Genomic DNA, 26622 nt, shown 5'->3' with positions numbered 1-26622 from the left:
GTCCGGGGCACTTCGCCACTGCGCGGTTGTCCTGCGGCCTCCGGCACCCGCCCCTCAGCAACATCCTCACTAAGAACCCGCCAGCACTGAAAGTTCGTTTCACTGCATTTAAACCGCGGCCTTATGGTCCTACTTTCTGCCGGCCTTAAGGTCACTTACAACCTTTGCGATCCGGCGTGACCGCGTCTCTGCGGTCTTAGACACTGCAATCGGTTCCACGTAGCGGCGCTGGCTGCTGTAGCTCAGCGTTTGGTAGAAAGCTTTCGCTTCGGGGTCGGAATCCAAGGCGGCGGCAAGGTCTGGCGGAACGTCGACGCTCCGCGGCTGGGTGTCCAGCTCCAGGTCCACCTCCACGACGTCCCCGGCAGACGTACCGGTAAGCTCCCGATTGGCGGCGCTGAGCCCGATCATGTTGTGCCCGCCCATCACCGCTACGGTACTGCGGTAACTCTTTCCGTTGAGAGTCACGACCACGGGCGGCCGCTTTCCGGCATCAAGCGCCCGAACGACGTCCTCGGGAACCTCGATGCCCACCTTGTTGCCGCTCCCTCGAAGGGTAGTGGTAAATTTCATCTCCAAAGTATGCACCTTCCCAGGACCAGCATTGATCTTCAGCCCCCGCTCACGCTGGCGCTGGTGCAATCCGAAGTTCCCCGAAGTAACAGCCGTGAACACAGTTGAGGCCGTCTTTCTGATTCTCGGCGCCGCCTTGATGTGGGTTGGCGGGACTGTCTTCGTCCTCCTGAAGTTGCGCCGCCGCAGGAGAGGTTCATCGCTCGTGGCTTCCGCGCCACCTCCCCCTGCCGCCACCGCTCCCCGGCACCACAGGCCATGGCGCCGGGTCCGTTCCGTCACAGGCCAAAGCCCTGGACCGAGACGCAGGTTGAGGCTCAGAAAAGTCCGCCGGTGAAGTCATCCACCACGGGCAGCATCGCCCAGCGAGTGCGGTTCCGTACTGCACAGAGCCGGGCCGCCAACAGAACACTGTCCATCACCCAGTGCGGGTGACGAGTTCTTGGGAGCAATCATGGATACCAGGAGGATCCTCGGGTTCATCGCCGGATATTTCGCCGCAATCGCCGGCGTCTTCCTCCTCTACCTTCCGGACATCCTCCTGCTCGTTGCCCTGCTGCTCGCAAGCGGGATGCTCCAGCTGCTGTTGTTGCCGTTCGCCATCCTGGTCAGGAGACTGCGGCACCTCCCGGAAGCCCAGGTGGATTCGGCGTGGCTCTTGGAACGCCATCGCTAGGGTGCACCGCACAGAGGACTCTTCTGCCAACCAAGCAGCTTGCCCGTGGAGCCGAGCCTGGTTTCCGGCACTGCACCCGCCAGCCCCAAAACAACATGCCTCTCTTTAGTGTCTGGAACTCCTGACCGCCGGGTAAGAGCAGCTTAGGTCCGGCGATCCGAACCAGTCCTGCCCGGCTCCATGGGCTCCGCTTCGGGCCCGTGGTTCCAGATCCCAAGGGAAAGACCCGATGACAACCCCCTCTGACCACGTCGTCCCCGCGCATGTTGACCTCAAGCAGGCACCTGGCCCGGACCGCAATCCTCTGGTGCGCTGGCTGCTCGCCAACCAGGTGGCTCCCAGCGGCCCGGAGGCCAAGGAGGACCACAAGCCCAACGCCTGGTGGAAGGTCATGTGCCTGACCGGCGTCGACTACTTCTCCACACTGTCCTACCTGCCCGGCATTGCAGCCCTGGCCGCTGGGGCGCTGTCGCCGCTGGCCACTTTGCTGATCGTGGCCCTGACACTGCTGGGTATGCTGCCCATGTACCGCAGGGTCGCGCAGGAAAGCCCTTATGGTCAAGGATCGGTGGCCATGCTGGAGAAACTACTGCCATTCTGGCGCGGCAAGTTCTTCGTCCTGCTGCTCCTGGGCTTCGTGGCAACCTCGTGGATCATTACCATCACGCTCTCGGGCGCCGACGCCTCAGTCCACCTGCTGGAAAACCCCTTGATCCCCGAAGCCCTCAAGGGCGGAGCAGTGATCATCACGGTGGTCCTGCTGCTGATTTTGGGCGGAGTGTTCCTGCTGGGATTCAATGAAGCCGTCGGGGTCGCCATCCCGCTGGTTGCCATCTACCTGCTGCTTAACGCCGCCGTCGTGGTGGCCGGATTCATTCACCTCGCGGCCGACCCGTCCCTGGTGGCCGGCTGGACAGACCGGCTGCTCTCCAGTGGCGGCGGCCCGATGGGGCTGGTCAGCCCGGCCATCATCGCCTTCCCGTTGCTGGTCCTGGGCCTGTCAGGGTTCGAAACCGGGGTTTCCATGATGCCGCTGATCAAGTCCTCCGGAAGCACGCCGGACGACGTCATGGCTTCACGGGTCAGGAATACCCGCAAGCTGCTCACCACCGCTGCACTGATCATGAGCGTCTACCTCATGTCCACCAGCTTCCTGACCACCGTCATGATCCCGGCCAGCGAGTTCCAGGAGGGTGGCCAAGCCAACGGACGGGCCTTGGCATTCCTGGCCCACGAACTCTTCGGCGCCGGATTTGGCACCGTCTATGACATCTCCAGCGCCTTGATCCTCTGGTTCGCCGGCGCGTCTGCAATGGCCGGGCTCATCAACATCGTGCCCCGCTACCTGCCCGCCTATGGCATGGCGCCCGAGTGGGGCCGCGCTGTCAGGCCTGTTGTGCTGGTCTACACCGTGGTGAGCATCGGTATCACGATCGCCTTCAAGGCGGACGTGAACGCCCAAGCCGGTGCCTATGCCACAGGGATCCTGGCCATGATGGTCTCGGGGGCGGTCGCCGTCACCGTCTCGGCCATCCGGCGTCGCAGCCGGGCCAGCGCTGTGGGCTTCACTGTACTGACCCTGATCCTGCTTTACGCCTTGGCCGATAACGTCATCGAAAAGCCGGACGGCCTCCTTATCTCCGCGTTCTTCATCGGCGGCATCATCGCTGTCTCCCTCGTGTCCCGCGTTACCCGGACCACCGAACTGCGGGTCGACACCATCGAATTCGACCAACCCGCACGCCAGTTCATTACGGATTCCATCGCGTACGACCGGGAACTCCACATCATCGCGAACAAACGCCAGACCGGGGACGGGACGGAATACGCCGAGAAGGAGTTCGAGCAGCGCGGGCTGAACCCCGTCCCTGGCCCCGCCGACGTCATCTTCCTGGAAGTTGAGATATCCGACCCCTCGGAATTCAGCCACACGCTCCGGGTCGAGGGCATCGAGGTTGACGGCTACCGGGTCCTCCGCGTGAAGTCCCCCGCCGTGCCGAACGCCATCGCAGCAGTCCTGCTGGCCCTCCGGGACTCGACCGGGGTCATGCCGCAGTGCTACTTCGAATGGTCTGAGGGCAGCCCGGTCAACCACCTCATGCGCTACCTGTTCCTTGGCCAGGGCGATACGCCTCCGCTGGTGCGGGAAATCCTCCGCGAGACGGAACCTAACAAGGCGGCCAGGCCCGGCATTCATGTGGGTTGACCGGCGCAACGGGGATGCGCGGCTCACGCCGGGACGCTGAAGTTACCGGTACCCGGGGCCTTGCTGGGGGCCGCTGTAAACAGCCTGACGGCGTCCACGCGGTTGGTGCACCGGAGCTTCGAGTAGGAATGTTCCAGGTGTTTGGACACAGTCCGCGGGCTGATTCCCAGCAGGTGGCCGACAGCTGTGCTTTTCAGGCCTTGCGCCACAAGCGCAAGGATCTCTGCCTCGCGGTCCGTCAGACCGAACTCGTCGGCACGCCACGGATTGTTCGTTGCAGTTGGCGGCTGTGAATAGGCCGTGTCGAGGAGGCACAGCACAGGCTGGATTTCCCTGGCAAGGTCCATTTCCCTGTCGCTGAAATCATGATTCCAGCGGTTCATGACCCAACTGTGCAATATTCCGGGGCCCGCCTGTGCCGTCCGTAGCGACAATTGTCGGTTAATCCGCATCTCCCGGAAGCCTTCACGATAAAGCCTCGATTCGTAGAACTCCCGGTCGGAAACAATGTCGCTGAGGCGCCGCGGGCGCCACACGCCGGCCATGGAATCGCCTACGTCGCTTGTGACGAGCGGATGGTCGTTTCGGATTTCAAGCAGTTTCCGGGCAAGATCACCGAACGGGTGGTTCCCGGGGCGGGCGTAGACCTCCGCTCGGACCTGCTGCATATCCAGCTCATTCCATGCCAGCCCATCGCAGGGGAAAAGCTTCGACAGGAGCTCGCTGGCCGCTTTCAGATAGGTCCCGCGGTCCGGCAGCCGGACGAGTTCGCCGGCAAGGTCACCAACAGCATCCATTGTTCTGCCCACCATAAACGAATGGTTCGTTTTTCAAGGCTAGGGGCCGGAATTCAGCACATTCAAGGGTTTGCCAGTTGTAGGGGGCTACCCCATTTGGTCCGCACCCGCGATGCGCAGAATTGCGTATATAAGCCCCATGCAAGGGGTTCTATATTCGCCTTGCCGGACGTGGCAGGCCATCCACCCGCGCGTCTGCAAAAAACGGACCCGACCCAAGAAGGAGAAGATCATGGCAGTCGCAATCATCATGGAGTTCGACGGGTCGACGCTTGAACAATATGACGAGATCAACAAGAAAATGGGCTTGACGCCCGGCGGCCCCGGTCCCGCAGGTTCGATATCCCACTGGGCCACGGCTACGGATAAAGGATTCCAAGTCACCGATGTCTGGGAAAGCCGTGAGCAGTTCGACGCCTTCGCCCAGGAGAAGATCGGACCTCTCAGCATGGAACTGGGCTTTGCGGCACCCCCGAAACTGACTTTCCATGAGGTACACAATTATCTAACCTCCAATACCGACACCCTCAGGGCACCACTCCCGGCGCAGCAATGAGGGAGCCCAACAGCTGAAGAAGGTTCTGGGGCCGGTCCCTCGCAGGACCCGGCCCTAGGGCCTTTTCCGCCTATCGACCCCTATGTGGCGCCGAGGAAGATCGGGTTGGTCAATGCTGCCATTGGACCCAGCAGCAGCGTCGTTCCCATATTGGTCCCGTTGCTCGTCGTGCCGTCGGCCATGGGATGGCGCACCTCGGCCCGCACGTAGGCGGAGAGCTGGGCGGTGGTGATCCAGGTGTGGTGCATTGGCCGCAGGCAGTGACAACACTTGAAATGGGGAACCTAAGCATGCTTACTATGGATGCAGCCGAATGCGAACGGCTGCCACACCACAGGAGGTAAGACCATGGGACTGGGTGACAAGATTGATAACGCTGCCGAGAAGGCGGGCGGCAAGGCCAAGGAAGCTGCCGGCGCAGCCAGCGGCGATGAGAGCCTGCGGGCCGAAGGCCAGGCAGACCAGGCCAAGGGTGACTTGAAGCAGGCCGGCGAAAAGGTCAAGGATGCTTTCAAGCACTGACCGGATCAAGGGAAAGGCGCGCTCAGCGAACGGGGCGCGCCTTTTCTGTGTCCATTGCCAGGACGGCAACCGCCCGCGCCTGCCCGTGCAGATCCCGGCGCCGATGGTGCGGAGTTTCACCCGGATGTCCCAGCCGCGTGGTCCTATGCTCTGGATATGCACCCCTTAGTGTCGATCGGTCTGGTGTTCCTCACCGGATTTGCCTGGATGGGTACCGTGGTGATCCTGCTGGTGTCCTTGGCGAAGGCCCGACGGCGGTCGCGGACCCGGGCCGGCCATGGCGCTGGGGGTGCGGAAGCCCAAAAAGCTGATGATGCGGCGGCAGCGCGGACCTAACACCCCGTCCCTCAAGCCAAGACGATGAGTAGTCTTCAGGCCACCCGGATTCATCACCGGACCTCCAGCAGACATCTGGACCGCACGGGAGCACGGCCGCCTCCCACAAGGCTGGCTTCCTCTTCGGGCGGCCGCGGCCGGTCCTCACTGGGGTGCTGAAGTGAATTCAGACCAGCAGCAGCCAGCCCATCCCCCTCAGCCGCGCCATTCTCCCCAGGTCCAGTATCAGCACCAGCCGTACGGATACCCTCAGCCAGGCTGGCCGGGGCCTCCGCCGCCTAAGAATAGCTGGCTTGGATGGATCCTCGGCGGAGTCGGGCTGTCAGTAGCCCTACTGTGCATTCTTGTCTTCGCGGGATGCTCGGCACTGGCCCAGGAGATTAATGGTGGTGGCGGCTCCCAGGAAGAAAAGGCGAGTGCCATGAGGGCCCGCGCGGACAACGTACCGGAGCATGATTGGGTGGAGGTCTTCCGCTTCGACCCCAAGGTGGATCCCGGATGTCTCTCCATTGACACATCCTGTTTGCGGCTGAACGCACGATGGTCCGTGACTCATAAGGTCAGCATTGAAAGTGCGGCAAGCAGGTTCGGGATGACGTCCGGAAAGGGAGGCCCCGCCCTGGAACGGTCTGTGGGGTGCGTCAGGACCGCGACTGCTGGAGTAAGCCGGGAATCACTTTGTATCGATGCATCTCCGGAAGGCCCAGATTCCTATGAAGTCACCATTCATATGGAGCGTGACTGACCAGGTGCATAGCCGCTGGCTTGCGGAAACACTCTGCCCGAGGTGGGACTCGAACTACATTCCCGACCTTAAAACATATGCGGAACTCCTGAAAGCCTACAAAATCCGGGTCAGTTCGACGGCGGTACGAGGCACTCCGATACGAAAAGTGCGGACATTGTCCACACCCTCCCAGGCGCCAAACTCTCGAACTCAGATGGTCGTCTTCTGGGCGAATTCATTAGCCCGTCACCACCACCCCGTAGCTCCGAAAACGGTAGCCGGTCAACAATTCCACCCCGACGGCACCGCTACCAGACCAGCTCTCAACGGCTAATTGACGGAAAGTACGCTCTAGGCCCCCTTTGCATAGGGTCTGGGGGCCCAGAGAAGGACGCGCCTGGCATCGTGACTGGCCCGTTCCCCCACCCAGGGTGCGACAGTGTTATCCCCGCCCAGTGCGGAGTCTTACCCGCAGTGGCCCGCCGGCCATCACCCGGGGAGGCGTGGCGCCTCCCGGGGTAGCCCACGGCGGCCCTCCGGAGTCATGATGGCACTATGACTGATCCCCAACGGAAGCTGTCCGCCGCCGAGCTCGCCGAGGCCGGGCTCACGGGGTGGCGCGTGACCGGCGAGGCCCTCGCCGCCACCTTCAGGACCCGGAAGTTCTCCACCGGGCTGGAGCTCGTGAACCGCATCGGCGCCTCCGCCGAGGAGGCCAACCACCACCCTGACCTCACGCTTACCTACCCCGAGGTCGGCGTCACGCTCTCGAGCCACGACGTCGGCGGGATTACCAGCCGCGACATCGACCTGGCCCGCACTATCAGCGGCCACGCCGCGGACCTCGGGGTCGCCGCCACGGAGTGAGTCCCCGCCGTCGAGCAGGGGTGAAGGATCGTCGAGGCGCTAAGCAACCTTTACGGACTCGCCATTACCGGCATTCAAATTGATGGGGAAGGAACCCGGAAAGAGCTGGTTTCAACTGCCCGCTGAGGGTCCTGCGGGCTGGTTTTGGCGGGTCTTTCTGTCTGCGTCGATTTCCTACGCTGTCACTAGTCTCGGACGTGCTGTGAGCCTGGCGAATACCTGCGGGATCTTCACGGGCGGCAGGCCAGTGGCCGGTCCTGAACGATTGATTCCGCATACGGGCCCTGTTCGGTGCCGCTAAGCTAGCGCCAGGCAATGGCGACAGTAACTATCGATCCTCAATCTGTCCGTCTCTTCCCGTCGCCCGTGGCCGGGAGCATACTGAGACATGGCTGACTCCGATGACTTTCTGGCCTGGGTACGGTCGACCCTTTACGAGGCGGAATTGGCGCTCCACAACGGCGACGCCGGACCACGCCGAGCCATCTGGTCCCGCAATGAGCCCGTGAGCGTCCTTGGCGCCTGGCGCAACGCGCTGGGTCGGCAGGAGCTCGATGACCTGTTCACCGGTCTCGCCAGACAGTTCTCCAACTGCACTTCCTACCGCTTCGAGCTGATGGCGTACGACGTGGTCGGGGACATTGCCTACACCGCCGGCCTGGAGCACACCTCCGCCTCCGTAGACGGCGAGCCGCGGAGCTACACCCTCCGGGCAACCCAGATCTACCGGCGCGAGGACGGCCATTGGAAGGTAGCCCACCGCCACGGCGATACAGTCACTTCCTGACAACGACGAGGATGCAGTCCAAAGGTTTCCGCGTTGTGCGTCGCACGCTATTCCAGGAGGGCCGAACGGCAAATGCGACGCAAACAAGCCGCGCTAGCTAACTCTTCAAAAAGCGCGCCCCGCGAGCGGGCCTCTCCCCCAGCTTTGGCTGACAAAATCTTCATTATCGGCTATTAATCAGAACGAGCAGAAGGGGATTAGCGACTCGTGGACGCCGTCCCGTAGAGCTGCTGAAAGCGGTTCCGTTCAGCTCTGGAAGTAAAAATGCCTGTGGGCGGCACACCGCTCGTTCAGTCGAGCGGCACAGTTGGGGCACGATGTGGTCGCCAGATAAGCGTTTATGGACATCTCGCCTTTGCATACACCGCACAGCACTGCTGGCTCTGCCCACTCGTTCCTTGGCCATGTTTGGGTCGGGTGGTCTGCCTCCTCCTCGTGACAGAGATGGCAGGGATAGTACCGAAGACAGCACTTGAACTTTATGGCTATCACATCTACGTCAGTGTGATAGTGAATGCAGCGGGTTTGGTCGTCTACGGTCTTCCCGAAGATCCTCATAGCCATGCTCAGGCCTCGCTTACTTCACTCGGCGCACGAGGATGTCGGGGAAGGCCCTGTGGACGGCTACCGCGGCAGCGGATGCCAGTGCGTCCTTCAGGATGTCGCCCGGGTAGAAGATGAGGTCATTGGCGAAGGCAGCCTGCCATGACAGCTTGAGGTTGACCATCATGCCGAGTACGCCGAGCAGGTGCGATGCGACCACGGTGACCACGACCGCGGCGAGGAAGAGCCAAAGGCCGCGCCGTTTGGCGGGGAGGCGCCGGATGATTTGCTCGGCGGCTATGCCAACGAGCAGGGCGGCGAGGAGGAACCCCACGATGTATCCGGCGGATCCGCCGGCGAGGACGGCCAGGCCAGCCCGGCCGCCCGAGAAGATCGGCAGCCCGGCGAACGCAAGGAGCAGGTAGAGCGCTACCGCTGCGGCGGCACGTGATCCGCCAAGGACGAGGCCCGTCACCATGATGGCGAGGGTCTGCAGCGTGATCGGCACCCCGAAGCCGCCCACGGGAATGCCGGGGATGATCGCCGAGGCCGCGATCAACGCTGCGAACACGGAGATAAGCGCCAGCGACTGCGCATCCCACAATGGACGCGGCGTGCGGGGGTTGTTCTCGGCGGGGCGGCGCGGTGCCGACGTCGAGGTCGTCTGGTGGCTCATGGTTCCTCCTGTGAATGGTGGTCGGGTCCTCCGAAGAAGGCTACAGAGCCCTCTCGACGGTCATTTTGTAGCGAAGCCACGACTGCGCCGACGATCTATGGATCAATTGCCACAAACCAGCGACCTGCCCTGCAGAGCTCTCGTTCCAAGGCCTCACGCCCAGAGGTGTACGGGCCGAGTTCGTGAAGGAAAGCCTGGTCTTCGCCGGCGAGGACTCCCCCGTGGCCAACCTGCTCTCCGTCATGGGCACCTTCGCCCAGTTCGAACGTTCCCTGATCAGGGAACGGCAGCGAGAAAGATTGGCCAGTCGAAGCAGCAGGGAGCCCAGAATTGGCGGAAGATGGCCCTGACCCCCGAACGGGCAGCCGAACTCATGAATCGCGCTGAGAACCCTGTTCCGGGCCGTCCTGGGCCGCGACTACGGCATCAGCCGTGAAACGATCAATAAGTACCTTCGTCAAGCCAGGGCCACGTAGCCTGCGCAGGTCAGAATCATTGATCAGGGGCCTTAGCGGGATTTCGCAGTTTTAGCGATGCCATGAGAGCGTGTGTGCCCGTCTGGCAGGAGTTTTCTGTCAGTTCCCCGAATCGGCAGGTTGACAGAATCTCCGTTAGCGCCGTTCAGCCGTGGCTTGTACACGGTAGGGAATCGCGTCACTCGAGTGAAGGGCGTGCTCAGCGAACGGGGCGCGCCTTTCCCGTTTTCAAAGGAGAAACCGTCCCCGTCGAGCGCGTTCGGCCGGACAAGGACGTGGTCCGCGACGAGGAAACCGTCAGCGAAGAAGTCCGCAAGGAACACATCGACACAAACGGCATCGACGACGACCGACGCCAACAGCCTAAAGCAGGCTTACCCGCCTGCCCTGGCAGTGTGAACAGTGCCCCCGGAAGTGAACTTCTCCTTCCGGGGGCGTTTCATGTGCGCGATGACTCCTCATCCGATCGCGTCCGTTCCCGCCCATGCCTGCGCAGACTCTCCTCAAGGCACGCTTCGTACCAATAGACAGTCCCCGGCTCAGGCGCAGGAGTATCAAGGCTTCGGTAAAGAGCATCCAGCACCTGCGCCAGTTCCTCATTGGACAGGCTGGAGGTAACCGCGTCAGGACCCCTGGGATCGCTGATGATTCTGTGAAGCTGCGGGTCTGCTGTTAGGTGGCTGGGTGCCGTGACAGCGCCCGGATCGTTTTGCCGGCTCCCCCGGAACATGCTTCTACATCCGGCCGGAAGCCAGGTCTGCATCGACGTTGGGATCAGTGCGGTTGGCTTTCAGTTCCTCGGTGTTGACCCATGGTGATGATTCGGGCTTGGAAGCCTTCATGGACCGCCACACGGCTGCCCCGGCTCCAGCGGCGGCGAATCCTGCGATCAACCACCAGATCCGGGACGGGGACTTCCTGGTCTCGATCGGGGCCGGCGCAGCAGCTTGTGGCCCGACCCGCCTCAGTTGTTCATGGACCCTGGGAGTGATGGTTTCCACGCTGCCGGCTAGTTCATCCGCCAACCGCCGCAACAGCGCCTGGAGCCGCGGGGAGGCAGATTCGATGCCGGTATCGAGTCCGGCTACCGCTCTCTGGAGGGCTGCTTGGACGCCAGGGGTGGCCCATTCTCTGCCCTTGGCCAGCTGCGTCATGAGGTTCTCGGAAAGACGATGAACCTGCTCGGATTCCGTCAGTGGTTTTGCTGTCCGCATTGATGCCTCCTGTGGATGGTGGTGGGGACAGGCTAGGCCCACCGGAAGAGCCTGGGAAGGGCCTTTGGGGCTTTTTGACAGGGTTCTCGGGACGGAGACCAGCACAGTCACCGCCACGGTCAGCGAGGACTACGGAACCCAGGAAGACCGAGCACTTGCAAGGCGGCGGGATCGCGGATCACCTGCTGCACTTGGTGTTGCCGACAAGCGGAAAACGAAGCCTGTTGGACGATGCTTGGGCTTTCCAGCCGTGACTATGGTGGAGCTGGAACAGGCACCAGGTTATTGGATGCTGTCGCGCTTGGTGCTTCCTCGGCTGCGACAGGGATTGTGCCCATAAAGGTCCCCCTTGACCTGGCTCGTCCGGGGAGGAACCCCGGGCGTGTCGTTAGGGACACTCCAGGAAGACCATTGGATGCGGCGGAAGGGATTTCGTCCATCATCGGCACTTATTGTGGCAACCTTGAGGATGCAGCCAAGGAGCAGCAGTTGAATGAGCGCATCCCCGAGCGGCAGCAGGGCAGGCAGCGACGGGGCGTCAACAGCCGAATGGAGAGCCAGAAGACCACTCCGGTGACAAGGGGAACCAGTGGGCAACTTTGAATCATCCGCCTATAGGTCAGGCCAATGGATGAACAGCGACGGTGGCAACGACTGGGAACTGCGGGTCTCCGTTTACGACAGTGACATTGCCACCATCGAATACCAGCCCTCAGGCTCAGCCACCGGACGCTTCTTTCTGGGTTTCCAGCCCCGTGACTATTTCGACGACCCAAACGACCATGACCCCGTGGACCTGGCTGACGAATCCGAGAACTTCTCGGGGTGGGCCGCCTTGGTCCTGGGCAAGGACATCTCCCCGCAGGAAGTGCGGGCAATAATGGCAGAAGAAGACGTCGCTGAACCACTGGACACCTTCGTCGAAGACACGCTCAACAGGCTCCTGACCCGGTTGGACATGCCCCTGCCGCCGTGGCTGTGAACACCCCAACTGCACGCTTCCGCCTGCGCTGTCGGGGGCTGCCCTGGCTCCTCAGGTCAAAGTCCAGATCGAGGTCCCCGAAGACTCCCAGTTCCGGCCAGGTGGAGCCCACGGGCGCAGCCCCCAACGTCCGGGCGATGGGCATTCTGTCGACCGCGATGAGCTGGTCCAGGTCCAGGCCTGTTAGCTCCGCGATGTCCCGGATGAACGACCAGAAGGTGCCCGTCGGTGCAGGTAACTGCGAGTTTTTCGTGGAAGAGCCCCATGTCTCCCACCAGTGGATGGTGCAGAAGAGGTTTCCCTGCCACTTTCGGGCGCACATCGTGGCGGCCCCACAATGGCAGGAGGTAGGGACTGCTCTTTGACAGGTCAGAGACCAGCGCCTCAAGCGCGGGGTCCTTGACCCGCTCACCCACCGAGGCCCACAAGCCTGCGATGGTCACCGCGATGACCTGTTTTCAGTCTTCGTAAAGCTCCCGCTCGGCAGGGCCCAGAAACGCGTCTCGGAGCACGTTGGTCCCCACTTTGTTCCTGGGTGACAGGGCGACTGCCAATGGATTGGCAGCGGGGACGTTCATGAAGCGGTCCTGCACGAAGCCGGGGTGCGCCAAGCGGTGTAGATGCAGGGTCGAGGGTGGATCCAGGCGAAGGGCCCGGGCAAGGGCATCGAGGATCTGCGGTGACGGGTGGTGGTCTTTTCACTGCTCGAGCCACACACAATAATCGACGCTGATTCCCGCCAGTCCTGCGACCTCTTCACGCCGAAAATCCGGGACCCGACACCGGCCAAAGCCGAGACCAACGTCTTCCGGGCTAACAAGCCCCCGACGGGGCTGCAGGTATTGGCTGAAAGCCTGATTTGGCGCCACCTTCCCAATGTACGCTCGCCCTGGACAGGTGGCGGAGCCTCTCCGCGGTCCTTGGCGGCGCAAGGCGAGGACTCCTTTACGCTAAGAATTACCCCGCTAGGCGAAGTGTCCGACGATCTTCAGACTGTTTGGTTTGGGTAGTCCATGATGATGAGTGACACGCCGACCCCGCAGCAACGAAAAGGAAGATACATGACGAACTCAGGCACAAGAGGGTCCACTCCCCCGGATACCGAGGACGCCGTACTTGCTGCTGCCGAGGATTTGTTGGTTCAGCTCTTGCAGCCGCCCATCTTCAACCACAGCGCGCGGGTGTTCGAGTACGCCCGAGCCATCGCTGTCGGTGAGGGCTGCGCTGTTGATGTGGCAGCTCTGCGGATCGCTTCCCTCTTCCACGATGCCGGGACCGCTGATGAGTATGACGGCCCGCAGCGGTTTGAAGTCGAAGGCGCGGACGCGGCCGCGGCGTTCCTGACCACCCACGGATGGGAAGCCACCCGGGTTGACTCGGTCTGGGAAGCGATTGCGCTACACACCTCACCTCAGATCGCTGAACGCCGGGGACCGGTGGCAAGGTACCTCCGCCTTGGCGTTCGGGCCGACTTCGGGGACGACACCCTGCTGCCTCGCGCGGATAAGCACCGTTCCGAGGTCCAAGCGACGTATCCCCGGCTGATGATCGAGCAGTGCCTGGGCCAGAGAGTCGTTGACCAGGCACTGCGCAACCCGGAGAAGGCACCTCCATCCTCCTGGCCCGGTGGGCTGCTGCAGGCTCACCTGGGCACAAGCCGCGGCCAGGGGGTTAATCCTGCTTTCTAGCTTCTGGTCGAGCCGTTGCGAACTTATGGGTTCAGCATTCATGATGGGAAAGGCGCCCAAACGAGTGTTTGTAGGCGTGTGCAGCGCCGGATGCGAGAACTGCGGTGAGAAGTGAGTGAACGTGGCAGAACCATCGGGTTCCTGGTTCACGACAACGTCACGATGATGGACGTCGCCGGGCCAGCTGACGTGTTCCATCATGCCAATGCCTTTGGCGCCGACTATAAGACGGTTATGGTTTCAGCGGACGGCCAAGCCAAACGGGCTGCAAACGGCCACTATCTGATGGTGGAAACCACCGCCGCGCGGGCAGGTGCCCTGGACACAGTGCTCGTTCCTGGGGCCTACGGCATGGTGGCCAAGCCTTTCGAGCAGGAACTGGTCGACGCCGTTGCCCAACTGACGAACGATGCCAAAAGGATTGCATCCGTTTGCACTGGTGCTTTTCTCCTGGCGCACGCGGGTTTGTTGAACTACCGGAACGCGACAACGCACTGGACCCAGGTCGAGCGGTTCAGAAAGTCATTTCCCCTGGTTAACGTGGTCCCCGATGCGTTGTTTGTACAGGATGATCCGATCATCACTTCCGCTGGCATCAGTTCCGGCGTGGATCTGGCGTTGTTCATGGTTGAGGACGACTATGGTCCGGACGTAGCCCGCGCCGTCGTTCGGCAAATGGTCATATTCAACCAACGGCCCGGCGGCCAATCACAGCGCTCCGTGGCCGTCGGTGCGAGCACTTCCCGGGACCACGTCCTAAGGGAACTGCTGGACCGCATCACAGCTGAGCCAGCCGCCGACTACTCGATCGACGCCATGGCCGCCATGACAAATCTCAGCGCCAGCAGCCTTACCCGCAGGTTCCAAGAGGCAACCCGGACCAGTCCAGCACGGTATGTCGAAAAGGTACGCATCGAAGCCGCGCAGGCAATGCTCCAACGCGGAGCTACTGTTGCCACAACGGCAGCCGCAACCGGATTCGGAAGTGCAGAGACATTGAGGCGCGTTTTCACGCAAAAAGTCGGAATGAGTCCCTCCCTATATCTTGAGCGCCTCACGCCGCGCCACGACGGCACCGCACACCTCCCCACGTAACTTCTACAGCCTGACGCTAATTGTGGGTTTCCTGACGGAATCAGCGGGTCCGCTGATTCCTTCCAGGAACGATGCTTGACGTACCGGGGCAAACCGGAGCACCCACAACAAAAGGAGAAGGCCATGCCCTTCGTAAACGTCAAGCTCGTCGACGGGGTATTCACCGAAGACGAAAAGCACCGTATGGCGGCAGCACTGACCGACGTAATGGTGCAGTTCGAAGGGTCCGAAGCTTTCCGCGAGGTCGTCTGGGTCCTCATCGAAGAACTGCACACTGACGGTTGGCACATCGGCGGTCTTCCCTTCCGGGGACCAGCCAGCCTGATGGACGGCCTCGCACGTTCCAAGGGCCTCTACGAGTCCATCGATGGCCATCCGCTGACCCGGACCGAACTGGCCGAAAAAGCACCCGTTCGGGACAAGTAACCGGCCTGAAGGTTCAGTGACGCATCTGCTTGGGTAATGCGCCCTCGTCGAACCGGACAGCCAGCCCTTACCAGCCACATCTCTCAATTCGATGTGCAGACAGCTGGAGAACCACCGTTCGTTCTCCCCTCAAGAAAAGAAACAGAATTATGGCTTTCATCAAAGTCGGTATGGAAAACAGCACGGACGTCGAGCTTTACTATGAGGACCACGGCACGGGGCAGCCGGTTGTCCTGATCCATGGCTACCCGCTGGATGGCGGGTCATGGGAGAAACAAAGCGCAGCCCTCCTGAAGGCCGGCTACCGCGTCATCACCTACGACCGCCGGGGCTTCGGCAAGTCAAGCAAACCGACCACCGGCTACGACTACGACACCTTCGCCGCAGACCTCAACACCGTCCTCGAAACCTTGGACCTGCAGAAGGTCGTCCTGGTTGGCTTCTCGATGGGCACCGGCGAAGTGGGACGGTACATCCGCACTTACGGCGAGGCACGGATAGCCAAGGCAGCGTTCCTTGCTTCCCTCGAACCATTCCTCCTGCAAACCGAGGACAACGCCACCGGCGTTCCTTCCTCAGTGTTCGACGGCATCCGCAACGCCGCCACCGAAGACCGCTACGCCTGGTTCGCCCGTTTCTATGAGGATTTCTTCAACACCGACACCTTCCTTGGAAGTCGTCTCAGCGAGGAAGCCCTGCGCAGCGCATGGAACGTTGCGGCCCGCTCCTCCTGGTACGCCTCGTTCGCTGTCGTCGACTCGTGGCTAACGGACTTCTGTGCCGACGTCGGGAAGATCACCGTCCCGGCCCTGATTGTCCACGGAACGGAGGACCCATCCTCCCAATAGGCGCAACAGGCCGACAGTTCACCAAGTGTGTTCCCTCCGCTGAGTACGTGGAGATCGAAGGCGCCCCGCACGGCATGCTCTGGACGCACAGTGGCGAGATCAACGAAATCCTGCTCCGCTTCCTGAACAAGTAACCCAGCCCTGGCACCCGACAGGAGGGTGTGGAACCGACCGCTGTCCACACCCTGCTGCGGCTTCCCCGCCAATGAAATGGAACCACGACCATGACAGCTGTACATCACAAGACTCTGGTCCTTCTGGACCATCCCGACCTTTCCACTTCCCGTATCAACAGGGCTCTGGCAACCGCGCTCGAGGATGCACCGGGTCTTACTGTGCACGACCTGAGACGCCTCTACCCCGACGGCCACATCGACCTCGCTGCCGAGCGGGCCGCGGTGGAAGCGGCCGAGAACATCGTCCTGCAATACCCAACCCACTGGTACGCCCCTCCAGCATTCCTCAAAACCTGGCTCGACGAGGTGCTTGTCCGCGGCTGGGCCTACGGCACCGGAGCACCCGGAGCACTTGCAGGCAAAACACTCCGGGTCGCCACCAGCACCGGCGGCGCCGGGGAGGCTTACTCCCCGGAAGGCTTCCACGGGTGGGACTACAACGACATCCTCATCCCCCTGCAGGCCACAGCCCGCCGGCTCGGAATGCAATGGCTGAGCCCCTTCATCCTTCACGGCGTACGTGACCTGACGGACGAACAGCTGCAGGACCTGGCGCAGGACTACAGGAACCAGCTGTCGTTACGCACCGTGCCAGAGCACGTCTAAGCAATGCCGGCGAGAACCAACACCGATAGGACAACCACAATGAAAAGCATGTCGAGCACGGCCTACGGCGGCCCCGAAGTCATCCAGGAAGTCCACCTTCCCACTCCCGAGCCGGCCGCGGGGGAAATAACGATTGACGTCCAGTACGCAGCCGTGGGCCTCATCGATGCCATCATCCGCCGAGGAACATTCGCCGACCTCGACTACGTCCCCAAGCCCAGCTATGTACCGGGACTCGAAGTCACCGGGACGGTCCGCGCCCTCGGGGAAGGGGTTACCGGTCTCTCGATCGGTGAGCACGTCGCAACGGTGACCCTTCCGAACAGCGGAGGATACGCAGAAGTCGTAGCCGCCCCGGCCGCGCTGGTCGTCTCACTCGAAGGATCCGGCGCTGATCCGGTCCAGGTCGTCGCGGGACTTGGCAACGCCGCGACCGCCTATATGGCACTGACCGAGCTGGGCAACATCCGTGCCGGATCCCGCGTGCTGGTCCACGGCGTCATTGGCGGCCTCGCCTCCGCGTTTCCCGCCGTCGCCCGCATGCTCGGAGCCAGCCGGGTAGTTGGTACCGTCCGCACCAGGGACAAGGCTGAAGCTGCTATGTCTCTCGGGCTGGACCGTGTCATTGTCTCCGACGAATTTCCCGACGCCCTCCACGACGAAGCGTTCGATCTCGTTATCGACCCCGTAGGAGGAGAGCAGCGCCTCACCACACTGGACGTCATCGCACAGCATGCACGCATGCTTGTCGTCGGCAGCGCCGCACAGGACGGGGGCACCATGGTCGACACCAACAGGATCTGGCGCAGCAACATCGGCATCCTGGGCTTCAGCGCCGGGCTGGCGCTCTCCGAAAATCCCAAACGCGGGGCAGCCGCCGGACGAACTGTCCTGCCTCTCATCGCAAGCGGTCAGCTGACCCTCCCGGTGAGCGTGCTCCCGTTGGAAGAAGCTGCCGAAGCACACGCACAAATGGAATCACGGACCGTCACGGGCAGGCTCATTCTTGCTGTAAGCAGCCATCAAACCATTGGAAAGTACTGACAAGGTGCGGCACTCCCAGGCAGACCTGTCCTTTCCCGCATCCTCAAGTGAATGAGTATCAAAACATGAACCATGAAAACCAAAAGAACATCATCGTCACAGGTGCCAGCAGTGGCATCGGGGCAGCCACTGCAAGCGCGCTGGCGGCCCAGGGCCACAGGGTATTCCTCGGCGCGCGGCGTGAGGATTCACTGCGGACCCTCGTGGCTGACATCCAGCGCAATGGAGGCCAGGCAGAGTGCCGCCGGCTCGACGTAACAGACCTTGCCGACTTCAAGGATTTCGTGAAAGCCGCCGAAGAGCGCTTTGGTCCAGTCGACGTTCTCGTGAACAACGCGGGTGTGATGCCGTTGTCCCCCGTGCATGATCTGCGCATCGAAGAGTGGAACTCCATGATCGATGTGAATCTGCGCGGCGTACTTCATGGTGTGGCAAGTGCTTTACCCGGCATGCGGTCCCGGCGGGCAGGTCACATCATCAATGTCGCCTCAGTCGCTGGCCTGCGCGTTGACCCGACCGCAGCAATCTACTGCGCTACAAAATACGCCGTCCGGGCCTTCTCCGAAGGGCTCCGCCAGGAGAACACCGACGTGCGCGTAACCGTGGTTTCGCCCGGCTTCACGCTGACTGAACTAACGGACCGGGGCGGCAGTCCCGAAGTCCGGGCGGCTGCCCACGCCGCAGCCGAACAGTTCGGGATTCCCGCTACAGCTGTGGCCGACGTTATCGCCTTTGCCGTCGCGCAGCCAGCAAATGTCGACATCAATGAGCTCGTCGTCCGGCCGACCCTTCAGCAGTAGCCCCCAGCCCCCGACGTTTCGGGGTTGACACAGGAATAACTCGAGTTGACTGCTCGTGGGCCCCTCTAGGCCAGGCCCACGAGCCACGTGGGGAGGAAGTATCCGCGCATCGGATGTCAGCGCGGCTACTACACCAGAATCGAACAAGGCCGAACGAAATGAACACTTAAGGTCCGCGGCTCAGTACTTGTAGAAGCCCTCCCCCGAGGCGACGCCCAGCTTGCCCTGGTCAATGTAGTGCTCCTTTAGGTACTGGGCGAACGCCTGGGAACCGGCATCCGGCGAGGCCGAGGCGATGTTGTACGCCGTGGTGAGGCCGACGACGTCGTAGATCTGGAACGGTCCGCTCGGGGCCCCCGTGGCGATGCGCCAGGTCTTGTCAATGGTGTGCGGGTCGGCGACGCCCTGCAGCAGCAGGCCGGCGGCCGCGTTCAGCAGCGGAACCAGCAGCGAGTTCAGGACGTAGCCGGCCTTCTCCTTCTTGATCTCGATCGGTTCCAGTCCGCTGTTCCGGGCAAAGTCGACGACAGCGGCGAACACCGCCGGGTCCGTCTCCGCGGTGCCCATGACCTCAGCGATGTTCTGCGCCCAGATGTTGTTGGCGTAATGGAGCGCGAGGAAACGGTCCGGGCGTCCGGTGAAGTCTTTCAAGTCACTGGGCAGCAGGGTGGACGAGTTAGTCGCGAAGATGGACTTGGCCGGCGCCAGCTCCGCGAGCTTGCGGTAGGCGACGCGTTTGAGTTCCAGCAGTTCGGGAACGGCTTCGATCACGAGGTCCGCGTCGACGACGGCGTCCCCGAGGTCTGCGGTGAGGCGGAGGTTTGCCAGGGCTGCTTCGGTCTTGCCCCCGGAGGTGCCGGCTGCCTGTGCCCGGTAGATGCCGGCGAGGCGGGTGAAACGGTCCCGCGCCTTGGCAAGCGCGTCCTCGTCGACGTCGTAGGCGGTGACCGCGAAACCGTGGAATGCGGCCTGGAAGGCGATCTGGGAGCCGAGCACTCCGGTGCCGAGCACGGTGAGCGTCTTGATGGAGGGCATTATCGTTTTCCTTTCGGCGCGGGCCTTAGCGGCTGCCCGGGTTTTCGGACCCGTAAATACTGCGGATCCAGATGGTTGACAGAACGTCCAGGGCGGCGGTCTCCGCGATGGCGGGACTCTCCCGGTTGAGGACAGCGGTAATGACCCGTTCGTTCATCAGGTTCAGGCTCACCGCGAGGTCGTGCGCGTCGATGCCCGCCGGCGCGGCACCGCGGGCCTGCTCGGCACGGATGACGTCGGTTGAGAAGTCGACCCAGGACTGCATTGATCTGGACCACAGCCCGCGCACCTCGTCGTTGCGGGCGCGCGCCCCGATGGCGGCGGTCGACACAGCGCGGTGCGAGACAAACACCTCAACGAACATTCCGATGGAACGGGTCCACGCACCCGCGGGGTCGCTCTCGAAATCGCGCGGCAGGTGCCCCACCCGGTGCTCAACCTCGGTGATGACCCGGTCCAGCAGGGCCAGCAGCACGGCATCTTTCGAGGGGAAGTAGAAGTAGAACGTGGGGCGCGAAATGCCGGCACCCCGGGCCAGATCCTCGATGGAGACCTCGTCAAAGGCACGGCTGGCCAGGAGTGCCTCCGCGGTGACCAGGATTGCGTCCTGCCGCTCATCACCCGAAACCCTCGCACTGCGTCTTCCTCTTTGAGCCATGCGCCCATCCTAGCCGCGGCTCTCAACACAGTGTTGACTATCTCAACATTAAGTCGATAACTTGGCGGCATGAGCGAGCACGTGGATGTGTTGATTGTCGGCGCCGGGCTGAGCGGCGTGGGTTTCGCCAGCCGGCTGAAGCGCGAGGTACCCGGAAAAACCTTCACCGTACTGGAGTCGCGGAACGCCGTCGGGGGGACCTGGGACCTGTTCCGGTACCCCGGGATCCGGTCCGACAGCGACATGTACACGCTCGGCTACTCCTTCCGGCCCTGGGCCGGCGCCAAGGCGATCGCGGACGGCGAGTCCATCCGCGAGTACATCGAGGCAACGGTCGCCGACGAGGGCCTGGCGCCGCGTATCCGGCTAAACACCCGGGTCATGTCCGCCGCATGGTCAAGCGAAACCGCACTGTGGACCGTGACGGCGGTCCACACCTCCGGCGGCGAGTTCCGGTCCGGCGACACCGCCTCCTCCCCCGAGCCGGTCACCTTCACCTGCTCGTTCCTGTCCGTCTGTTCCGGCTACTACCGCTATGACGAGGGCTTCACCCCGGCCATCGACGGGGCCGACACCTTTGCCGGAACGATCGTCCACCCGCAGCACTGGCCGGCCGACCTCGATTATGAGGGAAAGCAGGTGGTGGTCATCGGCAGCGGCGCCACGGCCGTGACGCTGGTGCCGTCCATGGCAAAGTCGGCGGCCAAGGTGACGATGCTGCAGCGCTCCCCCACCTACATCGCCCCCGTGCCCGCGCGGGACCACCTGGCCGACCGCCTCCGGGGCAAGCTGCCCGCGCAACTGGCGTACGACGTCGTACGCTTCAAGAACATTCTCTTCTCCATGTTCACCTACCAGCTCAGCCGACGGCGGCCGGAGACGATGAAGGCGATCCTGCGCAAGTCGGCAACAGCCAAACTGCCGGCGGGCTTCCCGGTGGACACGCACCTGGCCCCGTCGTACCAGCCGTGGGACCAGCGGGTCTGTGCGATCCCCAACGGGGACCTGTACCGGGCCATCAGTGCCGGCACTGCCGGGATCGTGACCGACACGATCTCCCGGATCACCCCGGACGGGATTGACCTGATCTCCGGCACATCGCTGCCCGCCGACGTCATTGTCACGGCGACGGGACTGAACTTGCTGGTGATCGGCGGCATGAAGCTCTCCGTCGACGGCGAGCCCGTGGACGTCGGCAGAACCCTCACCTACAAGGGCATGATGCTGGAGGGCGTCCCGAATTTCGCCCTCACCATCGGCTACACCAACGCGTCCTGGACTCTGAAGGCGGACCTGGTCGCCGGCTATATCTGCAGGCTGATCAAGCAGCTCGACCGCAGGAACCTCCAGTGGGTGGTACCCGTGGCACCCGCCGACGTCGCCAACGGCACGCTGTCCTCACTGATCGACCTGAAGGCCGGCTACATTTTCCGCGGCGCCGACCAACTGCCCCGGCAGGGCGCAGGCTCGCCGTGGCGGCTGCACCAGAACTACTTCCGCGACTTCGCCCTGCTCCGGGCGGGCAGGCTGACCGACCACGTCCGGTTCGGCCGGCGCGGGCAGCCGGTGCGGGAAACCGTCCGGCAACCCGCGACCCCGGCCAGGGATGCCCTCGCGCTGCCGGGAACGAGCCATGTCACCGTCGCGGGGACACGCCTGCGCTACCGGAGGACCGGCAGCGGGGATCCGGTCCTCCTGCTCCACGGCATCGGCCAGAGCCTCGAGGACTGGAACGAACAGCACGAGCGGCTCTCGGACCGCCACACGGTCTACAGCGTCGACCTTCCCGGCTTCGCGTACTCCGAACGGCTCCCCGGCACGACGACGCTCGCGAAGCTGGCCGGGATCCTGCCGGCTTTCCTGGACGCCGTCGGGGTTTCCGGGCCGCTGCCCGTGATGGGCAACTCACTCGGCGGTGCCGTAGCCATGAAGCTGGCCGCCGACCATCCGGACCGCGTCTCCGCGCTCGTGCTGGCCAACAGCGCCGGATTCGGCAAGGAAGTGGCACTGGTCCTTCGCCTCCTTTCGGTCCGCCCGCTCGCGGCCCTGCTCCTGCGGCCCGACGAGAAAGCATCACGCCGGACCGTCCAGTCGCTCTTCTACGACAAAGCGCTGGTCACGGACGACCGCATCGGCCACGCGCTCGCCCTGTCGCAGCGGGAGGCGCACCGCCGGACGCTGCTCGACGTCGCCCGCGACCTGGGAACGGTCTCCGGTGTCCGGGCCGAGTGGCGCGCAGCTCTGATCGGAGCGCTCGCCAAGTCCGACGTTCCGGCGCTGGTGGTGTGGGGCGACCACGACCACATCCTGCCGTTCAGCCACCTTGAAGCGGCCGCCGCGGCGCTGCCCCGCGCCGAGTCGCACGTCTTCGCCAAGACCGGACACATGCCGCAGATCGAACGGCCTGACGAGTTCGCGGCCGTAGTCGAGGACTTCCTCACGAGGGTCTCCGCAGACCGTCAGGCGGCAAGCATCTAAGGGCGCTTCTCGACGTCGGCGAGTCGCTGTTTCGGCAGGAGCTCCTCTACATTTGGGGAACGTAGATATACGGCCCTCTGATCGCCAGCGCAGAAACGACGTTCCCTGCCGAAGCACGTACATTCTCGATGTAGTTGCTGAGGATGAAGTCGGCAGAGTTACTTTCACCCGAGCCGAAGAGACCAACACGGAACGAGAAGTCCATCCTCACTTCGTTCACCGAATGGGGCCCATCAACCATGTACCGGCATATTTGCGCGCCAGGGCGGAGAACTTCCTGACGGGCCGGGGTAGACACATTTCGGACATGCTCGGGCCAGTTGAGCAGGCGCACGCCAGGAACGAACAATTGAGTGACTATTGCCACTTACGTTTCTGGTTTGGAATCCACCGTCTAGCTGTACTAACCCGGTTGGTTGGTGACACGACTGGCGGGGGAGGCGCCTTTGAGTGCGGTGTGGGGCCTGCGCTGATTGTAGTACTCGATGAAGTCCGGGTAGCAGGATTGCCGTTCGGCTTCTAAGCTGTAGGCCTTGGCGTAGGCTCGTGGCTGACAAATCCCCCCGCCAAACCGCAGCCAAGAAATCCGCCAAGACCATCAAGGAGAAACGAGCCGACAAGAAGGCCGCCGCGGCACCCCCAGCTCAGCAGACAAGGGCCTAGCAGCCAAGTCGACAAGCCGGAAAAGAAGTGACCGGTATGAGCGAGCACCTGACCCTCGGCATCTTCTCCAGCACCCGGAAACCCGATGAGCGGCGCCTTCCCATACACCCCCTGCATTTGAATCTCATCGCCCCCGATATCCGGCAGCACCTCATTTTTGAGGAAGGCTACGGCGAGCGTTTCGGCGTCTCGGACTCCCATCTGGCGCCACTCGTCGGACGGGTCGTCCCGCGCACGACTGCTGGCGGAAGCAGACATCGTCCTCCGCGGAGCTCCGCGACGGGCAGGTCCTTTGGGGTTGGCCGCACTGCGTCCAGGACCGCGCCATCACCCAGATGGCAACCGATAAGAAGCTCACGCTGATCGCCTTCGAGGCGATGAACCACTGGGCCAGCGACGGCGGATTCGGGCTGCACGTGTTCCACAAAAACAACGAACTGGCCGGCTACTGCTCCGTGCTTCACTCCCCGGCCCTGACCGGCTCCACCGGAGACTACGGCCCGAGACTCAGCGCCGTCGTCATAGGCTTCGGCGCGACCGCACGGGGTGCCATCACCGCCCTCAACGCCCACGGCATTCATGACGTCCAAGTCCTGACCAACCGCGGGGTGGCGGCCGTGGGTTCGCCCATCTATTCGGTGCGGATTGTCCAGTTCGATCACGACCCCAAAGCGCCGTTCCTCAGCGAGGTCATCACCGAACGCGGGCGGGTCCTGTTGGCTCCGTTCTTGGCCGAAAGCGACATGGTGGTCAACTGCACTTTGCAAAACCCCAACGCACCCTTGACCTACCTTCGGACCGAGGACCTGGACGCTTTCCGGCCCGGCAGCCTGATCGTGGATGTGAGCCAATGTTCACCGTGGGTGACCACATCAATTACTACGCGGTGGGCCACCGCCCCTCCTGCCTCTGGAAGTCCTCCAGTTGGGAAATCAGCGAAGCCCTGCTGCCCTTCCTGGAAACCGTGATCTCCGGTCCCACTGCCTGGGCAGGAAACGAAACCATCAGCCGCGCGATCGAAATCCGCGACGGCGTGATCCTGAACCAGGACGTGCTGCAGTTCCAGCAACGGGAACCGGACTACCCGCACTCCCCACGGCCCGCCTGAAGGCTACGTCACCCTGTAGCCCGCCTTGGACGGCCGGTTGTCCGCCTTCGCGTGTAGCGCGCCAGCTGTGATGACCCCGGACCGGCGAAAGAGCTGGGACTACTACCCCGGGCGCGCTGCGTGCTCGAAAACCACGAAGCCATTAGTGTCATCATCCCCTGATCAGTACATCTGATCGGGGCCCCGCGCAGCAGCATTGCCGATTAAGGGACCCTGTCCGGACTGGTAGGCAGACGCGATGGCTGGTTCCAGTTCCTCGATCACGGTATGGTTCCCCGGGAGAACCACATGGGCGAGAAATTCTGATTCGAGCGTAGCAACACCGGCGGCCACCGCTGCGAGTTTGGCGTCTGTCGACAAGGCGAAAGCGTGCCAAAACCTTCGCGCGACGAGTTCCAGGGCTTTTGTTGTAACTTCCCGGCCAGGGACCGCCGAGACGTCACCTTGTACAGCGGGAATTCCATGAGGCTGCGGTAAAGAGATGAGGATGCGGAACTGTCTTCCGCAGGCCCTGAACGCGATGGCGCCGAGGCGCCCGCGTTGATTGAAAAGAACATCCGTGGCCCCAAAGTCCAAGAGCGCCCGCTCGACGTGTTCTCGTGAATCCCCAACGCTGAAGGAGTCACCACGGGTGTAAAAACTCCGGCTATCAAAAGTTGCCATCGTCCAACTATGCGCCTTTGGGAGCCCCTCGGCTGCGCCAGAGTACCTGCGGACGAAATAAAGTTCCAGGAACGATCTTCTTGGAGAACTTCATGTGCAACGCGGTTGCCCGCGCCTAGTGTGGGGTGTGCCGGCACATGCCGCGCAACTACCCTCAGGGAGAGTGCATGAACTCCAACCAGTCCAGCTCTGAACAATTCATGCTGTACCTGAAAAGTCTGGGTGGTTCAGAGGCTGACGTCACCGGACCTGGGTGCATGGTATGTGATGAAGACACCGTGGAGAGCGTAGTCTCGCGAATGAGGAGGGAGAGGCACGGACGCGGCAATGACCTTGTGGAGCTTGTAATTCTTCAGGCCTCCGCGCAGGTCCTGATCAGTAGGCGCGACCAGACGGCCCCAGCAGCCAGTCCGGAAAGCCGTAAGGGGGACTGTCAAGCGGATGCCCACCACCGTGAACTGGGACACTCGCTTCCAACCTTGGATGCATCGTCGCCTGGTATCGCTAAACGCTCTGCCGCAGAATGAGAGACAGCCTCGACCGATCGTCGGGAAAGGAAACAAGTCTCCACATCCCCGGCTGCCATTCGGCTCCGTCCAGCAGCCGTAACTACCTCCAGCCAGTAGCCGTTAAGGATGGCCCGTTCGCTATTAAGCGGTACTACGCGCATGCTGGTCTAGAGCACAGCGATGAATTGGTCCAGCCAATGGCCTTGGAATCGTGAACCTCAGGCGCTGATTAACGACGAGTTCACAGTTCCCTATCGGATCCGTTACGCAGTCAGCGGTTTCGACGGACTGCGTCCGAGCCCCGGGCAATGTCTTTTCGAGAATCAACGTGTCCAGCGCCCCGGGGCGCGAATATCAAGTCCTATGCCACATGAGTGAACCGCCAATTCGGCGCCTACCGGAGCATCGTCGAAGACAAACATGTCGAGGCGGTCCGGAGTCCTTCGACGGCGCGTCCTGGACCCAACAGCCGGCCCGGCCACGCGGACAGTTTCCAGTTCGGCAGCACGGGCAGGCTTCGGTGCTGGTCATTGGCGTTGCCTGCCTCAACAACAGTGCAGACCGCCCTGCTGCCAAGGTCAGCGAGGGCGGTGAAGATTCTGGTACCGGCGCCGATGATGCCTGGGACGCCACCGCGTCGTTTGGAGGCCCCGCGCCGTCTGGGTGAGAGCTTAGGGCCTGCGCGGGTGCAGCTTGGCGCCCGGCTCCACTGAGAGCACCTCGGAAGATGTCAGCCGGGTCCGACCTGCGCTTCAGGGGCTAGCGGTCTAGCGTCGCTGGCGCGCCGTGTTCGGAGAAAGTTTGCGGCTGCCTCGCCCCGGGCTCTGGCCGGGGATGAGGTTTTGGGCAGATCATGGAGGTGTCTGCCGCGGTGGACGCCGGTTTGT

At 62.7% G+C, this 26622-nt stretch carries 27 protein-coding genes and 3 pseudogenes; 19 read left to right on the top strand and 11 right to left on the bottom strand.

Annotated features, from left to right (window positions below; all coding sequences use genetic code 11):
* Positions 1-129: 129 nt before the first annotated feature.
* Positions 130-573 carry a YdeI/OmpD-associated family protein gene (locus ACWRN3_RS02815; RefSeq protein ID WP_476739829.1) on the bottom strand — a complete coding sequence of 148 codons (444 nt, stop codon included), beginning with the start codon at positions 571-573 and terminating at the stop codon, positions 130-132.
* A gap of 454 nt (positions 574-1027) precedes the next feature.
* On the opposite strand from ACWRN3_RS02815, the gene ACWRN3_RS02810 reads away from it, so the two are divergent.
* Both ACWRN3_RS02810 and ACWRN3_RS02805 read left to right on the top strand, forming a co-directional pair.
* The gene (locus tag ACWRN3_RS02810) at positions 1028-1249 is read left to right on the top strand and encodes a hypothetical protein (protein WP_476739828.1); all 222 of its coding nucleotides are present in this window, start codon (positions 1028-1030) and stop codon (positions 1247-1249) included.
* Positions 1250-1478: 229 nt separating this feature from the next.
* Positions 1479-3455, top strand: coding sequence for an APC family permease (locus ACWRN3_RS02805; RefSeq protein WP_476739827.1), 1977 nt, complete (start codon positions 1479-1481; stop codon positions 3453-3455).
* A gap of 23 nt (positions 3456-3478) precedes the next feature.
* Here ACWRN3_RS02805 and ACWRN3_RS02800 read toward each other — a convergent pair whose 3' ends face one another.
* On the bottom strand, positions 3479-4267 hold the full coding sequence (locus ACWRN3_RS02800) for a helix-turn-helix transcriptional regulator (protein WP_476739826.1): 789 nt from the start codon (positions 4265-4267) through the stop codon (positions 3479-3481).
* A 217-nt stretch (positions 4268-4484) separates the two neighbouring features.
* On the opposite strand from ACWRN3_RS02800, the gene ACWRN3_RS02795 reads away from it, so the two are divergent.
* Positions 4485-4808 (top strand): hypothetical protein, encoded by a 324-nt coding sequence (locus ACWRN3_RS02795; RefSeq protein ID WP_476739825.1) that lies wholly within the window; start codon positions 4485-4487, stop codon positions 4806-4808.
* A gap of 80 nt (positions 4809-4888) precedes the next feature.
* On the opposite strand, the gene ACWRN3_RS02790 is transcribed toward ACWRN3_RS02795, so the two are convergent.
* The gene (locus ACWRN3_RS02790) at positions 4889-5056 is read right to left on the bottom strand and encodes a hypothetical protein (RefSeq protein WP_476739824.1); all 168 of its coding nucleotides are present in this window, start codon (positions 5054-5056) and stop codon (positions 4889-4891) included.
* Between the two features lie 100 nt (positions 5057-5156).
* On the opposite strand from ACWRN3_RS02790, the gene ACWRN3_RS02785 reads away from it, so the two are divergent.
* The 4 genes from ACWRN3_RS02785 (at position 5157) to ACWRN3_RS02770 (ending at position 8047) form a co-directional block, all read left to right on the top strand.
* Entirely contained in the window at positions 5157-5330 is a 174-nt protein-coding gene (locus tag ACWRN3_RS02785; RefSeq protein WP_159633138.1) for a CsbD family protein, read from the top strand.
* A 156-nt stretch (positions 5331-5486) separates the two neighbouring features.
* Positions 5487-5666 (top strand): hypothetical protein, encoded by a 180-nt coding sequence (locus tag ACWRN3_RS02780; RefSeq protein ID WP_324645104.1) that lies wholly within the window; start codon positions 5487-5489, stop codon positions 5664-5666.
* A 1282-nt stretch (positions 5667-6948) separates the two neighbouring features.
* Positions 6949-7260 carry a 4a-hydroxytetrahydrobiopterin dehydratase gene (locus tag ACWRN3_RS02775; RefSeq protein WP_255175446.1) on the top strand — a complete coding sequence of 104 codons (312 nt, stop codon included), beginning with the start codon at positions 6949-6951 and terminating at the stop codon, positions 7258-7260.
* A 388-nt stretch (positions 7261-7648) separates the two neighbouring features.
* A complete protein-coding gene (locus ACWRN3_RS02770) occupies positions 7649-8047 on the top strand; it encodes a nuclear transport factor 2 family protein (RefSeq protein WP_255175445.1) in 399 nt (132 codons plus the stop codon).
* A gap of 246 nt (positions 8048-8293) precedes the next feature.
* On the opposite strand, the gene ACWRN3_RS02765 is transcribed toward ACWRN3_RS02770, so the two are convergent.
* Positions 8294-8605: a CHY zinc finger protein gene (locus ACWRN3_RS02765; protein ID WP_255175577.1), complete on the bottom strand. Its 312-nt coding sequence runs from the start codon at positions 8603-8605 to the stop codon at positions 8294-8296.
* A gap of 19 nt (positions 8606-8624) precedes the next feature.
* Positions 8625-9266 carry a biotin transporter BioY gene (locus ACWRN3_RS02760; protein WP_476739823.1) on the bottom strand — a complete coding sequence of 214 codons (642 nt, stop codon included), beginning with the start codon at positions 9264-9266 and terminating at the stop codon, positions 8625-8627.
* A gap of 538 nt (positions 9267-9804) precedes the next feature.
* On the opposite strand from ACWRN3_RS02760, the gene ACWRN3_RS02755 reads away from it, so the two are divergent.
* Complete coding sequence (locus tag ACWRN3_RS02755) at positions 9805-10269, top strand: DUF2382 domain-containing protein (RefSeq protein ID WP_324645101.1); 465 nt, start codon at positions 9805-9807, stop codon at positions 10267-10269.
* Between the two features lie 207 nt (positions 10270-10476).
* Here the strand turns inward: ACWRN3_RS02755 and ACWRN3_RS02750 are convergent, their stop codons facing one another.
* Entirely contained in the window at positions 10477-10956 is a 480-nt protein-coding gene (locus ACWRN3_RS02750; RefSeq protein WP_324645100.1) for a hypothetical protein, read from the bottom strand.
* A gap of 411 nt (positions 10957-11367) precedes the next feature.
* Here ACWRN3_RS02750 and ACWRN3_RS02745 point away from each other — a divergent pair, with 411 nt between their 5' ends.
* Both ACWRN3_RS02745 and ACWRN3_RS02740 read left to right on the top strand, forming a co-directional pair.
* Entirely contained in the window at positions 11368-11559 is a 192-nt protein-coding gene (locus ACWRN3_RS02745) for a hypothetical protein (protein WP_255175442.1), read from the top strand.
* Between the two features lie 28 nt (positions 11560-11587).
* On the top strand, positions 11588-11938 hold the full coding sequence (locus tag ACWRN3_RS02740) for a hypothetical protein (protein WP_255175441.1): 351 nt from the start codon (positions 11588-11590) through the stop codon (positions 11936-11938).
* A 56-nt stretch (positions 11939-11994) separates the two neighbouring features.
* Here the strand turns inward: ACWRN3_RS02740 and ACWRN3_RS02735 are convergent.
* Positions 11995-12516: pseudogene (locus tag ACWRN3_RS02735) on the bottom strand (MmyB family transcriptional regulator).
* Positions 12517-12999: 483 nt separating this feature from the next.
* Between ACWRN3_RS02735 and ACWRN3_RS02730 the strand changes: the two are divergent.
* From ACWRN3_RS02730 to ACWRN3_RS02700, 7 genes and pseudogenes are all read left to right on the top strand, one after another.
* Positions 13000-13626 carry an HD domain-containing protein gene (locus tag ACWRN3_RS02730; RefSeq protein ID WP_476739822.1) on the top strand — a complete coding sequence of 209 codons (627 nt, stop codon included), beginning with the start codon at positions 13000-13002 and terminating at the stop codon, positions 13624-13626.
* 111 nt (positions 13627-13737) lie between these two features.
* Positions 13738-14721: a GlxA family transcriptional regulator gene (locus ACWRN3_RS02725; protein ID WP_255175439.1), complete on the top strand. Its 984-nt coding sequence runs from the start codon at positions 13738-13740 to the stop codon at positions 14719-14721.
* 123 nt (positions 14722-14844) lie between these two features.
* Complete coding sequence (locus ACWRN3_RS02720; protein WP_255175438.1) at positions 14845-15147, top strand: tautomerase family protein; 303 nt, start codon at positions 14845-14847, stop codon at positions 15145-15147.
* Between the two features lie 149 nt (positions 15148-15296).
* Positions 15297-16129: pseudogene (locus tag ACWRN3_RS02715) on the top strand (alpha/beta fold hydrolase).
* 90 nt (positions 16130-16219) lie between these two features.
* Complete coding sequence (locus ACWRN3_RS02710; RefSeq protein ID WP_255175437.1) at positions 16220-16777, top strand: NAD(P)H-dependent oxidoreductase; 558 nt, start codon at positions 16220-16222, stop codon at positions 16775-16777.
* A 48-nt stretch (positions 16778-16825) separates the two neighbouring features.
* Positions 16826-17821 (top strand): quinone oxidoreductase family protein, encoded by a 996-nt coding sequence (locus ACWRN3_RS02705; RefSeq protein ID WP_476739821.1) that lies wholly within the window; start codon positions 16826-16828, stop codon positions 17819-17821.
* 65 nt (positions 17822-17886) lie between these two features.
* Positions 17887-18621 carry an SDR family oxidoreductase gene (locus tag ACWRN3_RS02700; RefSeq protein ID WP_476739820.1) on the top strand — a complete coding sequence of 245 codons (735 nt, stop codon included), beginning with the start codon at positions 17887-17889 and terminating at the stop codon, positions 18619-18621.
* A 180-nt stretch (positions 18622-18801) separates the two neighbouring features.
* On the opposite strand, the gene ACWRN3_RS02695 is transcribed toward ACWRN3_RS02700, so the two are convergent.
* Together ACWRN3_RS02695 and ACWRN3_RS02690 are read right to left on the bottom strand one after the other, a co-directional pair.
* Positions 18802-19656, bottom strand: coding sequence for a 3-hydroxyacyl-CoA dehydrogenase (locus tag ACWRN3_RS02695; RefSeq protein ID WP_476739819.1), 855 nt, complete (start codon positions 19654-19656; stop codon positions 18802-18804).
* A gap of 25 nt (positions 19657-19681) precedes the next feature.
* A complete protein-coding gene (locus ACWRN3_RS02690; protein WP_255175433.1) occupies positions 19682-20314 on the bottom strand; it encodes a TetR/AcrR family transcriptional regulator in 633 nt (210 codons plus the stop codon).
* 69 nt (positions 20315-20383) lie between these two features.
* Here ACWRN3_RS02690 and ACWRN3_RS02685 point away from each other — a divergent pair, with 69 nt between their 5' ends.
* Positions 20384-22792, top strand: a complete 2409-nt coding sequence (locus tag ACWRN3_RS02685; RefSeq protein WP_476739818.1) for an alpha/beta fold hydrolase — start codon at positions 20384-20386, stop codon at positions 22790-22792.
* A 46-nt stretch (positions 22793-22838) separates the two neighbouring features.
* Here the strand turns inward: ACWRN3_RS02685 and ACWRN3_RS02680 are convergent, their stop codons facing one another.
* A complete protein-coding gene (locus ACWRN3_RS02680) occupies positions 22839-23159 on the bottom strand; it encodes a hypothetical protein (protein ID WP_476739817.1) in 321 nt (106 codons plus the stop codon).
* 323 nt (positions 23160-23482) lie between these two features.
* On the opposite strand from ACWRN3_RS02680, the pseudogene ACWRN3_RS02675 reads away from it, so the two are divergent.
* Positions 23483-24563: pseudogene (locus ACWRN3_RS02675) on the top strand (Rossmann-fold NAD(P)-binding domain-containing protein).
* A 162-nt stretch (positions 24564-24725) separates the two neighbouring features.
* Here the strand turns inward: ACWRN3_RS02675 and ACWRN3_RS02670 are convergent.
* Positions 24726-25226 carry a hypothetical protein gene (locus tag ACWRN3_RS02670; protein WP_255175429.1) on the bottom strand — a complete coding sequence of 167 codons (501 nt, stop codon included), beginning with the start codon at positions 25224-25226 and terminating at the stop codon, positions 24726-24728.
* Between the last annotated feature and the right edge of the window lie 1396 nt (positions 25227-26622).

The organism is Pseudarthrobacter sp. rb (genome assembly GCF_056389225.1).
This window is presented reverse-complemented; position numbering and strand designations above follow the sequence as displayed.

Excerpts from the sequence above, each read along its gene's own strand:
- ACWRN3_RS02815 (WP_476739829.1), bottom strand. The coding sequence starts at position 573 with ATGAAATTTACCACTACCCTTCGAGGGAGCGGCAACAAGGTGGGCATC.
- ACWRN3_RS02810 (WP_476739828.1), top strand. The coding sequence starts at position 1,028 with ATGGATACCAGGAGGATCCTCGGGTTCATCGCCGGATATTTCGCCGCA.
- ACWRN3_RS02805 (WP_476739827.1), top strand. The coding sequence starts at position 1,479 with ATGACAACCCCCTCTGACCACGTCGTCCCCGCGCATGTTGACCTCAAG.
- ACWRN3_RS02800 (WP_476739826.1), bottom strand. The coding sequence starts at position 4,267 with ATGGTGGGCAGAACAATGGATGCTGTTGGTGACCTTGCCGGCGAACTC.
- ACWRN3_RS02795 (WP_476739825.1), top strand. The coding sequence starts at position 4,485 with ATGGCAGTCGCAATCATCATGGAGTTCGACGGGTCGACGCTTGAACAA.
- ACWRN3_RS02790 (WP_476739824.1), bottom strand. The coding sequence starts at position 5,056 with ATGCACCACACCTGGATCACCACCGCCCAGCTCTCCGCCTACGTGCGG.
- ACWRN3_RS02785 (WP_159633138.1), top strand. The coding sequence starts at position 5,157 with ATGGGACTGGGTGACAAGATTGATAACGCTGCCGAGAAGGCGGGCGGC.
- ACWRN3_RS02780 (WP_324645104.1), top strand. The coding sequence starts at position 5,487 with ATGCACCCCTTAGTGTCGATCGGTCTGGTGTTCCTCACCGGATTTGCC.
- ACWRN3_RS02775 (WP_255175446.1), top strand. The coding sequence starts at position 6,949 with ATGACTGATCCCCAACGGAAGCTGTCCGCCGCCGAGCTCGCCGAGGCC.
- ACWRN3_RS02770 (WP_255175445.1), top strand. The coding sequence starts at position 7,649 with ATGGCTGACTCCGATGACTTTCTGGCCTGGGTACGGTCGACCCTTTAC.
- ACWRN3_RS02765 (WP_255175577.1), bottom strand. The coding sequence starts at position 8,605 with ATGAGGATCTTCGGGAAGACCGTAGACGACCAAACCCGCTGCATTCAC.
- ACWRN3_RS02760 (WP_476739823.1), bottom strand. The coding sequence starts at position 9,266 with ATGAGCCACCAGACGACCTCGACGTCGGCACCGCGCCGCCCCGCCGAG.
- ACWRN3_RS02755 (WP_324645101.1), top strand. The coding sequence starts at position 9,805 with ATGAGAGCGTGTGTGCCCGTCTGGCAGGAGTTTTCTGTCAGTTCCCCG.
- ACWRN3_RS02750 (WP_324645100.1), bottom strand. The coding sequence starts at position 10,956 with ATGCGGACAGCAAAACCACTGACGGAATCCGAGCAGGTTCATCGTCTT.
- ACWRN3_RS02740 (WP_255175441.1), top strand. The coding sequence starts at position 11,588 with ATGAACAGCGACGGTGGCAACGACTGGGAACTGCGGGTCTCCGTTTAC.
- ACWRN3_RS02730 (WP_476739822.1), top strand. The coding sequence starts at position 13,000 with ATGACGAACTCAGGCACAAGAGGGTCCACTCCCCCGGATACCGAGGAC.
- ACWRN3_RS02720 (WP_255175438.1), top strand. The coding sequence starts at position 14,845 with ATGCCCTTCGTAAACGTCAAGCTCGTCGACGGGGTATTCACCGAAGAC.
- ACWRN3_RS02710 (WP_255175437.1), top strand. The coding sequence starts at position 16,220 with ATGACAGCTGTACATCACAAGACTCTGGTCCTTCTGGACCATCCCGAC.
- ACWRN3_RS02705 (WP_476739821.1), top strand. The coding sequence starts at position 16,826 with ATGTCGAGCACGGCCTACGGCGGCCCCGAAGTCATCCAGGAAGTCCAC.
- ACWRN3_RS02700 (WP_476739820.1), top strand. The coding sequence starts at position 17,887 with ATGAACCATGAAAACCAAAAGAACATCATCGTCACAGGTGCCAGCAGT.
- ACWRN3_RS02695 (WP_476739819.1), bottom strand. The coding sequence starts at position 19,656 with ATGCCCTCCATCAAGACGCTCACCGTGCTCGGCACCGGAGTGCTCGGC.
- ACWRN3_RS02690 (WP_255175433.1), bottom strand. The coding sequence starts at position 20,314 with ATGGCTCAAAGAGGAAGACGCAGTGCGAGGGTTTCGGGTGATGAGCGG.
- ACWRN3_RS02685 (WP_476739818.1), top strand. The coding sequence starts at position 20,384 with ATGAGCGAGCACGTGGATGTGTTGATTGTCGGCGCCGGGCTGAGCGGC.
- ACWRN3_RS02670 (WP_255175429.1), bottom strand. The coding sequence starts at position 25,226 with ATGGCAACTTTTGATAGCCGGAGTTTTTACACCCGTGGTGACTCCTTC.